11 protein-coding genes are annotated in these 12,537 nt (G+C 74.5%); 6 read left to right on the top strand and 5 right to left on the bottom strand.

Features of this window, described 5'->3' with window-relative positions:
• Nucleotides 1–347: 347 nt before the first annotated feature.
• The gene (locus IE265_RS00120) at nt 348–1,907 is read left to right on the top strand and encodes an RICIN domain-containing protein (protein WP_190033173.1); all 1,560 of its coding nucleotides are present in this window, start codon (nt 348–350) and stop codon (nt 1,905–1,907) included.
• Nucleotides 1,908–1,958: 51 nt separating this feature from the next.
• Here IE265_RS00120 and hutI read toward each other — a convergent pair whose 3' ends face one another.
• The 4 genes from hutI to hutU all read right to left on the bottom strand — a co-directional run bounded on the left by hutI (nt 1,959) and on the right by hutU (nt 7,508).
• Nucleotides 1,959–3,161, bottom strand: coding sequence for an imidazolonepropionase (gene hutI / locus IE265_RS00115; RefSeq protein WP_229915944.1), 1,203 nt, complete (start codon nt 3,159–3,161; stop codon nt 1,959–1,961).
• A 77-nt stretch (nt 3,162–3,238) separates the two neighbouring features.
• Nucleotides 3,239–4,600, bottom strand: a complete 1,362-nt coding sequence (locus tag IE265_RS00110; RefSeq protein WP_190033172.1) for a formimidoylglutamate deiminase — start codon at nt 4,598–4,600, stop codon at nt 3,239–3,241.
• Nucleotides 4,597–5,811, bottom strand: coding sequence for an allantoate amidohydrolase (locus IE265_RS00105; protein ID WP_190033712.1), 1,215 nt, complete (start codon nt 5,809–5,811; stop codon nt 4,597–4,599). Before IE265_RS00105 ends, IE265_RS00110 begins: the two co-directional genes overlap by 4 nt.
• A 32-nt stretch (nt 5,812–5,843) precedes the next feature.
• Nucleotides 5,844–7,508, bottom strand: coding sequence for a urocanate hydratase (gene hutU / locus IE265_RS00100; protein WP_190033171.1), 1,665 nt, complete (start codon nt 7,506–7,508; stop codon nt 5,844–5,846).
• Between the two features lie 128 nt (nt 7,509–7,636).
• Here hutU and IE265_RS00095 point away from each other — a divergent pair, with 128 nt between their 5' ends.
• The 5 genes from IE265_RS00095 (at nt 7,637) to IE265_RS00075 (ending at nt 11,617) form a co-directional block, all read left to right on the top strand.
• Nucleotides 7,637–9,049: a type III PLP-dependent enzyme domain-containing protein gene (locus tag IE265_RS00095; RefSeq protein ID WP_190033170.1), complete on the top strand. Its 1,413-nt coding sequence runs from the start codon at nt 7,637–7,639 to the stop codon at nt 9,047–9,049.
• Nucleotides 9,050–9,409: 360 nt separating this feature from the next.
• Nucleotides 9,410–9,808 carry a hypothetical protein gene (locus IE265_RS00090; protein ID WP_190033169.1) on the top strand — a complete coding sequence of 133 codons (399 nt, stop codon included), beginning with the start codon at nt 9,410–9,412 and terminating at the stop codon, nt 9,806–9,808.
• Between the two features lie 86 nt (nt 9,809–9,894).
• Nucleotides 9,895–10,686, top strand: coding sequence for a transcriptional regulator (locus IE265_RS00085; protein ID WP_229915943.1), 792 nt, complete (start codon nt 9,895–9,897; stop codon nt 10,684–10,686).
• A 38-nt stretch (nt 10,687–10,724) separates the two neighbouring features.
• Nucleotides 10,725–11,210, top strand: a complete 486-nt coding sequence (locus IE265_RS00080; protein WP_190033168.1) for a roadblock/LC7 domain-containing protein — start codon at nt 10,725–10,727, stop codon at nt 11,208–11,210.
• Nucleotides 11,211–11,242: 32 nt separating this feature from the next.
• Nucleotides 11,243–11,617 (top strand): roadblock/LC7 domain-containing protein, encoded by a 375-nt coding sequence (locus IE265_RS00075; RefSeq protein WP_190033167.1) that lies wholly within the window; start codon nt 11,243–11,245, stop codon nt 11,615–11,617.
• Between the two features lie 309 nt (nt 11,618–11,926).
• On the opposite strand, the gene IE265_RS00070 is transcribed toward IE265_RS00075, so the two are convergent.
• Nucleotides 11,927–12,517, bottom strand: coding sequence for a hypothetical protein (locus IE265_RS00070; protein WP_190033166.1), 591 nt, complete (start codon nt 12,515–12,517; stop codon nt 11,927–11,929).
• Between the last annotated feature and the right edge of the window lie 20 nt (nt 12,518–12,537).

The following is a 12,537-nucleotide window of genomic DNA, read 5'->3' as shown; positions in this document are numbered from 1 at the left end:
CCGTCGCGGCCGGGAGGCGAACCCTTCCCGCCGCACGGGGGTGTGCGCCCGGGGCCGGGCCGGATCTTCCGGCCCGGCCCCGGGTGCGTACGGCCCCGGCGCTCCCGGCCCCCGGCCGCGCGACCGCCCGTCCCCGCTCACGCCCCTGCCCCCGCCGCGGGCCGTTCTCCGGGCCGCGCCGACCGCGGAACCCCCTTCCGGAGCCCGCCGGACCTCTCCCGGAACCACGAGGGTTACCCGCGGAAACCTCTTTCCCCACCGGCCCCGTTCCACCACTATGGGGGCCCGCCAAACTGGCTGGTACGTCAGGAGCGGGGCGGGGCAGGCACGAACGGAGAGGCGGGCTCATGGCTCGGGGCGAGGAGAGCGGCGACGACGGCAGGGGCGGCGGGGCGTACACGGGCGCGTCCGACGCCCGGCTCACCGAACTGCTGCGCGCGGACGCCCCGGCGGCCCACGAGGCACTGCGCGAACTCCGGGCACGCCACTGGCTCCCGGTCCTCGCCTACGCCCGGCTGTGCGCCACCTCGGACTCCGCCGCGCGCCGGCTGGCGGCCCAGGCGTTCTCCCTCGCCGCGCAGGAGACGGTACGGGGCACCGACCCGCACGGTCCGTGGCGCCACCGCCTCCTGCTCCTGACCGTACGGGCGGCCGTCGACGCGGCCTCCGACGAGCGGGCGCGCGAACTCGACCCCGGGCTGTCGGCCCGGCTGCGGGCGGCCGGACCCGAGGGCCCGGTCCCGCCGATGCTGGACGCCTTCCAGTCGCTGCCCTCCCGCGTCCAGGGGCTCGTCTGGTACGCGATCGTGGAGCGGGAGCCCGAGGACGGCACGGCCGGTCTCCTCGGACTCACCCGCGAGGACGTGACGTACGGGACGGAGCCCGCGCTCCAGGCACTGCGGTCGGCCTTCCTGAAGCGCCATCTGGCGGCCTCCGGCGATCCGCACTGCCAGGACTTCCGCCGGCTGATCGAGGAGGCGGTGCGCGCCGACGGCCCCCGCCGCAGCGAGGACCTGCGCGCCCACATGGCCGGCTGCGCGCACTGCACCACCGCCTACGAGGAGCTCTCGGCGCTGCGGGACGACCCCGGCGCCGCCCTGGCCGAGGGCCTGCTGCCCTGGGGCGGCACCGCCTACGGGACGGCCGCCGCGGCCCGCTCGCGCACGGACGCGCCCGGGCCGCGGCGTTTGCGGGACACCGTGCTGACGTGGCCGCCGTCCCGGCGGGCCGCCCTGGTGTCGGCGGCCCTCGGTGTGGCCCTGGTGCCCCTGGTGCTACTGCTCGGCTCGGCGCCCGCCGACACCGCGGCCGAGCGGACCGGCGGCGCCGTCCCCCCGGTTCCCCCGCCGGTCACGGTGACCGCCACGGTCCCCACGACGCCCGCCCCCTCCGTCACGGAGACCGTCCCGACGCCTTCCCCGACGAGGAGTTCGCCGCCCCGCCGGGTCTCGCCGAGCCCGTCCTCGGCGGTGCCCGCCCCTCCGCCGCCGTCCCCGCCGGACGGCGACTACGCCCAGGTGGTGAACCTCTCCTCCGGCCTCTGCCTGGACATCGCGCACGGCGAGATCGAGAAGGGGACGGACGTCGTGTCGGCGCCCTGTTCCTCGGACGACACGCAGCGCTGGCGGGTGGACACCGACCGGCAGGCCGTGCAGTCCTACGCCGATCCCGACTTCTGCCTGGACAGCCGCGGGGACACCGACCGGGGCGTGGGCATCTGGGAGTGCGACTCGCTCGACGGCCGCAACGGGCGCAACCTGCGGTTCGAGGTGACCTCGCGGGGCGTGATCCTGCCGGACATCGACTCCGGCCGCGCGGTGACTCCCGGCGACGGCGGGGAACTGGTGCTGTCCCCGGACACGGGCCGTGCGGAACAGCGGTGGCGGGCGGGCGCGGGCCCCGTCTGAGCCGCGCCCGCGCCGAGGGCGGGACCGCGCGGCGGCGCGCCGCGGTCCGCCTCAGACGACGCGTACGCCCCGCCGCCACACCCGGCGGACCAGCGGGACGCCCGGACGGTACGCCAGGTGCACATGGCTCGGGGCGTCCAGCAGGGCCAGGTCGGCGTAGGCGCCGGGGGTCAGGCGGCCGACGTCGGTGCGGCGCAGCGCCCGCGCGCCGCCCGCGGTCGCCGACCACACGGCCTCGTCGGGCGTCATCCCCATGTCCCGCACGGCCAGGGCGATGCAGAACGGCACCGAGGACGTGAACGACGAGCCCGGGTTGCAGTCGGTGGACAGGGCGACCGTGACGCCCGCGTCGAGCAGCCGCCGGGCGTCGGGCCACTGGGCACGGGTGGAGAACTCGGCGCCGGGCAGCAGGGTCGCGACGGTCGCACCGCTCGCGAGCGCGTCCACGTCCGCGTCGGTCAGGTGCGTGCAGTGGTCGGCGCTCGCCGCGTCCAGCTCGACCGCGAGCCGGACGCCGGGACCGTACGTGAGCTGGTTGGCGTGCACCCGCGGATGCAGGCCCTTCGCCCGGCCCGCCGTGAGGATCGCGCGGGCCTGGTCCCCGTCGAACGCCCCCTTCTCGCAGAAGACGTCGATCCAACGGGCGTACGGGGCGCAGGCGTCCAGCATCTCGCCGGTCACGAGGGCCACGTATCCGGCGGGGTCGTCCGCGTGGTCGGGGGACACGATGTGCGCGCCGAGGTAGGTGACCTCGTCGGTGTGCGCGGACGCGATGCGCAGCGCCCGGGCCTCGTCCTCGACCGTCAGCCCGTAGCCGGACTTCGTCTCCAGGGTGGTCGTGCCCTGGCGCAGGGCCTCGTCGAGGTAGCGGGTGAGGTTGCGCTCCAGCTCCTCGTCGCTCGCGGCCCGGGTGGCGGCCACGGTCGTACGGATGCCGCCGGCGCTGTAGGCGCGGCCCGACATGCGGGCGTTGAACTCCTGGGTGCGGTCGCCGGCGAAGACGAGGTGCGAGTGGGAGTCCACGAAGCCCGGGATCACCGCGCGCCCGGCCGCGTCGATCCGATTGTCAGTGGCGGGTGCTTCTCTGGATTCACCGGTCCACGCGATGCGGTCGCCGTCGATGACGACGGCCGCGTCCCGGATCAGTCCGAGGGGGGATCCGTCGCCGAGGGAGGGATCGTTGGTGACCAGGCTCGCGATGTTGGTGATGACGGTCGTGCCGGTCGTGCTCGCGTCTGCGGTCGTGCTGCTCATGGCGTCCTCGTGGGCGGTCGGGGCGGCGGGGGCGGGGGCCTCTGCCGGCGGGGCGGCCGGGGGTGCGGGGGCTGCGGTCAGGCGCGCAGGGCCTCGACGGCGTCCGCGAGGGCTCGCGGCACGTCGGGCACGAGAGCGTGCGCCCCGTCGCGCACGACGTGCCGGCCGCCCACGACCGTGTGCCGCACATCGGCCGCCGTCGCGGCGAATACGGCGGTCTCGGCGCCGAGCCGGGGCACCGGTCCGGCCGTCCTGACCGAGTCGAGGGCGATCGTCGTGAAGTCGGCGAGCGCACCGGGTTCGAGTGTGCCCGCGTCGTGCCAGCCGAGGGCCGCGTGGCCGTCGGCGGAGGCGGCGCGCAGGAGCGCCGCCGCCGTCCAGTGGCCCCGGGTGCGGGTGCGCAGGCGCTCGTTCAGCTCCATCGCGCGCGCCTCTTCGAGCAGGTCGACGACGGCATGGCTGTCGGAGCCGAGGGAGAGCGGCGAGCCCGCCTGCTGGAGGGCGACGGCCGGGCCGATGCCGTCGGCCAGGTCGCGCTCGGTGGTGGGGCACATGCACGTGCCCGTCGACGAGCCGCCGAGCAGAGCGATGTCCTCACCGGTGAGGTGGGTGTTGTGCACGCCCGTGGTGCGCGGGCCGAGCACTCCGTGGTCGGCGAGCAGCCGGGTGGGGGTGCGGCCGTGCACCGCCAGGCAGGCGTCGTTCTCCGCCGTCTGCTCGGACAGGTGCACGTGCAGCGGGGCCCGCCGCGCCTCGGCCCATTCGGCCACCGTCGCCAACTGCCCGGCGGGCACGGCCCGTACGGAGTGGACGGCGGCACCGATCCTCGCGTGGTCCCGGTCCTTGAGAAGTGAACAGCGTTCGGCCCAGGCCTCGGCCGTGCCGTCGGAGAAGCGGAGCTGGTGCCGGTTCGGCGGCTGTCCCGCCCGCGCGTTCAGGAGACCGCCGGCCAGGTAGGCGGTGTCGAGGAGGGTGATGCGGATGCCGGCGTCGGCGGCGGCCTGGACGAGTGCCTCGCCCATGGCGTTCGGGTCGCCGTACGGGGTGCCGCCCGGCGCGTGGTGGACGTAGTGGAACTCGCCCACCGCGGTCACCCCGGCGAGGGCCATCTCGGCGTACACCGCGCGGGCGAGCGCGTGGTAGGTCTCCGGGGTCAGCCGGTCGGCGAACGAGTACATGATCTCGCGCCAGGTCCAGAAGGTGCCGGAGCCGACCTGGACCGTGCCGCGCAGGGCCCGGTGGAAGGCGTGGCTGTGGGTGTTGGCGAGGCCGGGGAGGGTCAGGCCGCGCAGGATCTCGGCGCCGGGGGGCGGGGTGCCGGCGCCCGTGCGCACGGCCGCGATCCGCCCGTCCGCGTCGACGTCGAGCGCCACGCCCGGCTCGACGAAGGAGTCGAGCCAGGCGTGCTCCAGCCAGTAGGTCGTGCCGCGCGCGTTCACGAGCAGGCCAGCCCTTCCAGTACGTCGGCGAGTGCGGTCACCCCGGCCACGCAGTCGTCCTCGGCGGCGTACTCGGCCGGCGAGTGCGAGACGCCGGTGGGGTTGCGTACGAACAGCATGGCGGTGGGGATCGTCCCGGAGAGGATTCCCGCGTCGTGTCCCGCGCCGGTCCCCAGAACGGGCACCTTCAGCGACGCGGCCGTGTCGTCGCGCTTGCCGAGGATGCGGACGATCTCGTCCCGCAGGGTGTGCTCGAACTCGACGACGGGGGTGAACGACTCCCGCACGACGTCGAGCCGGATGCCGTGCGCGTCGGCGTACTCGCGGGCGGCCGTCTCGATGCCCGTGACGACGGTGTCGAGGGTCGACTGGTCGGCGGCGCGGGAGTCGAGCCAGCCCCTGACCAGTGAGGGGACGGCGTTGACCCCGTTCGGCTCCACCGCGATCTTGCCGAAGGTGGCCACGGCTCCCGCGAGCTGTGCCTCGCGCCGGGCCGCGAGCACGGTCTCCGCGTAGGACAGCATCGGGTCGCGGCGGTCCACGAGCCGGGTGGTCCCGGCGTGGTTGGCCTCGCCCCGGAAGTCGAAGCGCCAGCGGCCGTGCGGCCAGATGGCGCTGGCGATGCCGACCCGGTCACCGGACAGGTCCAGGGCGCGGCCCTGCTCGACGTGCAGTTCGACGAAGGCGCCGATACGGGCCAGCCGCTCCGGGTCCGCGCCGATGGTGTCCGGGTCGTGTCCGGCGGCCTCCATCGCCTGCGGGAGGGTGATCCCGTCGGCGTCGGTGAGGCGCCGGGCCTGCTCGGCGGTGAGTTCCCCGGCTGCCAGGCGCGAGCCGACGCAGGCCAGTCCGAACCGGGCGCCCTCCTCGTCGCCGAAGTTCACGATCGCCAGCGGCCGGGTGAACCGGGCGCTCCTGCCGCGCAGTTCGTCCAGCGCGGCGAAGGAGGACACCACGCCGAGGGGGCCGTCGAAGGCACCGCCGTCGGGGACGGAGTCGAGGTGCGAGCCGGTGACGACGGCGTCTCCCGCGCAGGGGTCGCCGAGCCAGGCCCACTGGTTCCCGTTGCGGTCCAGTTCGTAGTCCAGCCCGCGCGCCTCCGCCTGCGCCCGGAACCAGGCACGGCAGTCGGCGTCGGCGCCGGACCAGGCGTAGCGCCGGTAGCCGCCGGACGCGGAGTGGCGCCCGATGGGCTCCAGCTCCCTCCACATGGTGTGGAAGGAGGGAGCGGTGCCTTCGTGGGTCACGCGGAGTCGCCTTCCCGCATCGGGACGCGTACGCCGCGCTCGTCGGCGACGGACTCGGCGATGTCGTACCCGGCGTCCACGTGCCGGATGACGCCCATGCCGGGGTCGTTCGTGAGCACGCGGCGGATCTTCTCGCCGGCGAGCCTGGTGCCGTCGGCCACGGTCACCTGGCCCGCGTGGATGGAGCGGCCCATGCCGACGCCGCCGCCGTGGTGGATGGACACCCAGGAGGCACCGGAGGCGACGTTCACCATGGCGTTCAGCAGCGGCCAGTCGGCGATGGCGTCGGAGCCGTCGAGCATGGCCTCGGTCTCGCGGTAGGGGGAGGCGACGGAGCCGCAGTCGAGGTGGTCGCGGCCGATGGCCAGCGGGGCGGCCAGCTCACCGCTCGCGACCATGTCGTTGAAGCGCTCGCCGGCCTTGTCGCGCTCGCCGTAGCCGAGCCAGCAGATGCGGGCGGGCAGGCCCTGGAAGTGGACGCGCTCACCGGCCAGCTTGATCCACCTGTGCAGGGACTCGTTCTCGGGGAAGAGGTCGAGGATCGCCCTGTCCGTCTTGTGGATGTCGGAGGCCTCGCCGGACAGGGCGGCCCAGCGGAAGGGGCCCTTGCCCTCGGAGAACAGCGGGCGGATGTAGGCGGGGACGAAGCCGGGGAAGGCGAAGGCCCGCTCGTACCCGGCGAGTCGGGCCTCCCCCCGGATGGAGTTGCCGTAGTCGAAGACCTCGGCGCCGGCGTCCATGAAGCCGACCATGGCCTCGACGTGCCGGGCCATGGACTCACGGGCGCGGGTGGTGAAGCCCGTCGGGTCCTTGGCGGCCGCGTCGGCCATGTCGTCGAAGTCGACGCCGACGGGCAGGTAGGCGAGCGGGTCGTGGGCCGAGGTCTGGTCGGTCACGATGTCGATCGGGGCGCCCTCGGCGAGCATGCGGGGCAGCAGCTCGGCGGCGTTGCCCAGGAGGCCGATGGAGAGCGGATTGCGCCGGTCGCGGGCCTCGACGGCGAGCTGGAGCGCGTGCTCCAGGGAGTCGGCGCGCACGTCCAGGTACCGGTGCTCGATGCGGCGCTCGATGGCGCGCGGGTCGACGTCTATGCAGATCGCGACGCCGTCGTTCATCGTGACGGCGAGCGGCTGGGCGCCGCCCATGCCGCCGAGACCGGCCGTGAGGGTGATGGTTCCGGCGAGGGTGCCGCCGAACTTCTTCGCGGCGACGGCGGAGAAGGTCTCGTAGGTGCCCTGGAGGATGCCCTGGGTGCCGATGTAGATCCAGGAGCCGGCGGTCATCTGGCCGTACATGGTGAGGCCGAGGGCCTCCAGGCGCCGGAACTCCTCCCAGTTCGCCCAGTCCCCGACCAGGTTCGAGTTGGCGATGAGCACGCGCGGCGCCCACTCGTGGGTCTGCATGACGCCGACGGGCCGACCGGACTGCACGAGCATCGTCTCGTCCTGCTTGAGCGTCCGCAGCGTACGGACCATGGCGTCGTAGGAGCGCCAGTCGCGGGCGGCCTTGCCGGTGCCGCCGTAGACGACGAGCTTGTCCGGGTGCTCGGCGACCTCGGGGTCGAGGTTGTTCTGCAGCATCCGCAGGGCGGCCTCCTGCTGCCATCCCAGGGCGCTCAGTTCCGTGCCGCGCGGTGCTCGGACGGGGCGGGGTCCTGACATGGTCTGCCTCCTGGCGGGGTGGGTACTCCGATGATGCAGTCGGTATTCACATCCTCGCCGCCTGAATAGAACTAGTCAATACAGGGGGCGCCCCCGCACGGGTTCCGCACGGGTGTTTGGCTTGATGTATGGCTTCATACACAGGTACAGGGGACGCGGGCCCGGCGGACGAGGAGCAGGCCGGGACCGGGGGCGTGACCTCGGACGGGACGGGGGCCGCCGCACGGCGGGACCGGGCCGTGCGCGCGGCCGTGGAGCAGGGCCTGCTCGGCCCCGCCTCCCCCATCGTCGGACTCCTCGACATCACCGGCATCCGGGCCTCGGCGGCGGCCCTGCGCGACGCCTTCGACGCCGTGACCGCGCCGGGCACACCCGTACTGCACGCCTTCGCGGTGAAGGCGACCCCGCTGGTGCCGGTGCTGCGGCTGCTGCACGCCGAGGGCATCGGCGCCGAGGTCGCCAGCCCGGGCGAGCTGGCCCTCGCGCGGGCGGCGGGCGTACCCCCGTCCCACACGGTCCTCGACTCGCCCGCCAAGACCCCGGCCGAACTGCGGGAGGCCCTCGCGCTGGGCATCGCGGTGAACGCGGACAACCCGCAGGAACTGGACCGCGTCGACGCGCTCGTCCGGTCCGCGCCCACCCGCTCGCCGCTGGGCCTGCGGGTGAACGCGCAGATCGGCGGGGGTTCGATCGGCGCGCTGTCGACCGCGACGGCGACCTCCAAGTTCGGGGTGGCGCTCCGGGACGAGGGCGCGCGCGAGTGGGTCGTGCGGGCGTACCTCGACCGGCCGTGGCTCACCCGGCTGCACGCCCACTCCGGGTCCCAGGGGGTGCCCCTGGAGCTGATGACACAGGGGATCGCACACACGTACGAGCTGGCCGAGGAGATCAACGAGCGGGCCGGACGCCGGCAGATCGACACGCTCGACATCGGCGGCGGACTGCCGGTGAACTTCGGCTCCGACACCCACACCCCCACGTACGCGCAGTACGCGCGACTGCTGGCGGCGACGGTTCCGGGGCTGTTCGACGGGCGGTACGGCCTGGTCACGGAGTTCGGCCGGTCCCTGCTCGCCAAGCACGGGGTCGTGCTCGCCCGGGTCGAGTACGCGAAGTCGGCGGGCGGACGGGCGATCGCGGTGACGCACGCGGGCGTCCAGGTGGCGGCCCGCACGGTGTACGCGCCGGAATCCTGGCCCCTGCGCGTGACGGCGTACGACGCGAAGGGGCGGCCGAAGACGGGGCCGGACGTCGTGCAGGACGTGGCGGGCCCGGCGTGCTTCGCGGGCGACCTGCTCGCGGAGGGCCGGTCCATGCCCCTGCTCGAACAGGGCGACTACGCGGCGGCGCTGGACACCGGCGCGTACTACTTCGCCCACCACTACACGTACAACTCGCTCGCCCGGCCGGGGATTCTCGGCTTCGGGCCGGACGGCGCCGACGGCGTCCGGTTCGCCGTGGTCCGCACACCGCAGACGCTGGACGAGATCGTCGCCGAGTCGGGCGGGGCGCACCCGGACGCGCTGACCGACTCCCTCTGAGTCCGCCGGGGCCCGGACCGCGTCCGGGCCCCGCACCCAGCCGCCGCAGTCGGCCGCCGCACCTGAACGCACCCCGCCCGCCCCGCTGACCGCGCGCCCGCCGTGAATCCCGCCCGCCGTCTCCGACCACGGCGAAGCCCGCCGGCGGGGCCCGCGGGGCGGCCGGTGCCGGCGCGGGGCAGAGCGCCGTCCGGGATCGAACGGGTTGAACCCGAAACCATGGATCACGACGGCAATCGACCAACTGTAGCCAGTTGCTGGCATGTTCCTCAGGAAAATGCCATTTCCCTCACCCGCGACGCACACGTTGCGTAGCTTCGGCGTCACTCAGCCGAATCTAACGGGCGGGAGGGACGCACCGTGCCCGGAATCGACGAGTGCCTGCTGGAGGCCATGAGGCTGCCCGGTGCCCGGGGAGCAGCGGTGGTCGACTGGACCAGCGGACTGGCACTGGGCACGGTCGGGGACTCACCCAACGGGGACCACGAGGCAACCGCCGCCGAGGCGGCGGAACTCGCCCGCCTGGCCGCCGAGCACAAGGCCTTCGCCCCCGAGGAAGGAGCCGACTGGACCGACGGGGAACCGCCCGTCGAGGACCTGATCATCAGCAACAAGGACAGCTACCACGTCCTGCGTTTCGTCCGGACGACGTTCGACAGCAGTGTCTTCCTGCATCTGTGGCTGGGCCGTTCGGACGGCAACCTCGCCCTCGCCCGCATCCGCCTGGGCGAGATGGCCGAGCGGCTGGTGGTGGGGTGACCACGGTGGAGGCGAGACCCCTGCCCAGACGGGAGCGGGCGGAACCGGGGGACGCGCGGTCCGGCGCCCCGGCCGCGCTCAGTCCCATGCTGAGCCGTCTCGCCGAGGAGCGCGCCACCGGCGTCCTGACCCGGGAGCGCGGGGTGCTCTACCTGGTCGAGGGCCAGGTGGTGCACGCCGAGAGCCCGGAGACGCCCGGGCTCGACGTGCTGCTCACCACGCGTGGCGCCCTGCGGTCCGAGGGCTGGTGGGAGGCCGTCTCACAGGCGGGCGCGGAACGCCGGGTCGGACGGTTCCTGGTGGACAGCGGGCGGCTGACGGCGGGCGCCCTGGAGCTGTGCCACCTGGGAGCGCTGTACGACGCCGCGTTCTTCGCCCTGGGCCCGAGCAGCGGTCCGGCGAGGTTCCGGTACGGGGTCGCGCACTGGATCGGGCCCGTACGGCCGGTGTCCGTGGACGCGGTGGAGCGCGAGACGCTGCGGCGGCGCGAGCTCCTGCACCGCATCTGGCCGCAGCCGGCCACGGACACCGAGCCGCTCGTCAGGGCCGGGCGGGCAGTCGACGCGGGGCTCAGCCCCCGTCAGCGCACGGTCCTCGACCAGGTGGACGGGGAGCGGACGGCGGCGGACATCTCGACCGTCCTCGGCCGTCCGGGGTTCCACACCCTGGTCGACCTCCGCCGGCTCGCGGCCGCCGGGATCGTGACGGCGCGTCCGCTGACGATCGAACACCCGGCGCCGGTGGCGTCCGCCGCCGCGCCGCAGTCACCAGCACACCCCGTGTCCCCCGTCTCCGCGGCGGCCGTGGCCGCACAGGCGTCGGCCGATCCCGACGTCGCCCTGCTGCGCCGGCTCAGAGACGCCTTGGAGGCCTTGTGATCCGCGCGCTCAGGCAGCGTGCCGAGAGGAGACAACTGATGGCGGCCGAGGCCGAAGTCCTCGACGAACTGCACCGCCTGCGGGCCCGGGTGCCCCAGCTGACGGGTGCGCTCGCGGCCAGCGTCGACGGCCTCGTGCTGGCCCAGGACACCCCCGGTGTCGAGCCGGAGGGACTGGCGGCGCTCACCGCGGCCGCGCTGGGCGTCGCCGTGCGGATGGCGGACGCGACCCGGCAGGGCGACTTCCGCGAACTGCTGGTACGCGGCGAGTACGGCTATGTGGCCACGTACGCGGCGGGACCCTCCGTCGTGCTGACGCTGCTGGCCGGCGACCGGGCCAACGTGGGCCGGCTGCACCTGGAAGGACGCCGTTCCGGCACCCGGATCGGGGCACTCGTCGAGGCCGCCGCCGTCGAGGCCCAACCCACCACGGCCGCGCGGCTCCCCGCGAAGCCGGCCGTGCCACGCACCAGAACCGCGCGCACCGCGCGCACCACCACCGAGCCGACGGGCGAGAGCCGTTGAGCCCGGATTCCACCGAAAGGACGAACACCACCATGACCAACACCGAAACCGCGCTCAAAGAGGCACTCGCTTCCATCGAGGGCGCGACCGGAGCCGCTCTCGTCGACTACACCAGCGGGATGGCGCTCGGCACGATCGGCGGCAGCAAGGGCTTCGACCTCAACGTCGCGGCGGCGGGGAACACCGACGTGGTGCGCGCCAAGATCCGCACCATGGAGCACCTCGGGCTGAAGGGCGAGATCGAGGACATCCTGATCACCCTCTCCGACCAGTACCACCTGATCCGGCTGATGAAGGGCCGCGGGGGCAACGGTCTGTTCCTCTACCTGGTGCTCGACGCCAAGCGGGCGAACCTCGCGATGGCGCGCCACCAGTTGAAGCGGATCGAAGCCGACCTGGAAGTCTGATCCGGGGGAACCGGCGGCCCACCGGCGTCGCCGGTTCCCCCCGCCCGACCGGCACGCGCCTCCCTTCGGAGGCCGACGGGGGCCGACCGGGCCCGGTGACGGCCGGCGCACCACGACCGCCGACGGCGGGAGACCCAGTACGGGAATCCAGGCGGTCCGTGATGCCCCGACAGGCAGTCGCCCCGTGCGGCCCGACCCCGCCCACCGACGCCCCGCCCCCGATCCGGTCCGGTCCGGTCCAATCCGATGCGATCCGGTCCGATCCACCCGGTCGGCCCGGTCCCGCCAGGAGCAGGACCGACCGGTCCGCTACACCAGCACGCCGGCGCCACCCCGGCGCCGCGCCCCACCGGGCGCGGCGTCGCCCGCGGCGATCCCCGTGCTCCTGAGCCCCTTGACCCGTGCGCCCGCGGGAGCACCGGCACCGCGGCCGAGCCAGTCCACGCGGACCCACACGAGCGCCTCGGCCTCCCGTTCGAGCCGCCCGATCCAGGCCGCCTTCAGCCGCAGACCGGCTCCCGCCCCGGCGAGCACCATGCCGCCGGCCGCGGGCACCGCGAAGGCACTGCCCAGCGCCGCCGCGAACGCGAGCAGCAGCCACCACCGGTGGCCCCGCCGCCAGTTCCGTACCGTCACGGCACGGTCCTGGAGGATGTCCTGCTTGGCGGCCCGGGACGCGCCGCGCACGAGAGCCTCGTACCGCTTGCGCCGTACGAGGAGGACCGCCAGGGCCGAGAGCAGGAAGAGCGCGGCGCCCGCCGTCACCCCGATCCGCCGGCCGGTGAATCCGGGCACCAGCGCGCCCGCACCCGCGGTGAGCACTCCGAGCCACCACAGCGGTGCCGCTCCGGCCCGTACGACGACGGCCACCCTGGCCAGCCCCTGTCCTCCGCGCACCACGTTCCGCCTCCCGACTCGCC

Origin of the sequence: Streptomyces fructofermentans, assembly GCF_014651055.1 — a bacterium.
Taxonomy (GTDB): domain Bacteria; phylum Actinomycetota; class Actinomycetes; order Streptomycetales; family Streptomycetaceae; genus Streptomyces; species Streptomyces fructofermentans.
This window is presented reverse-complemented; position numbering and strand designations above follow the sequence as displayed.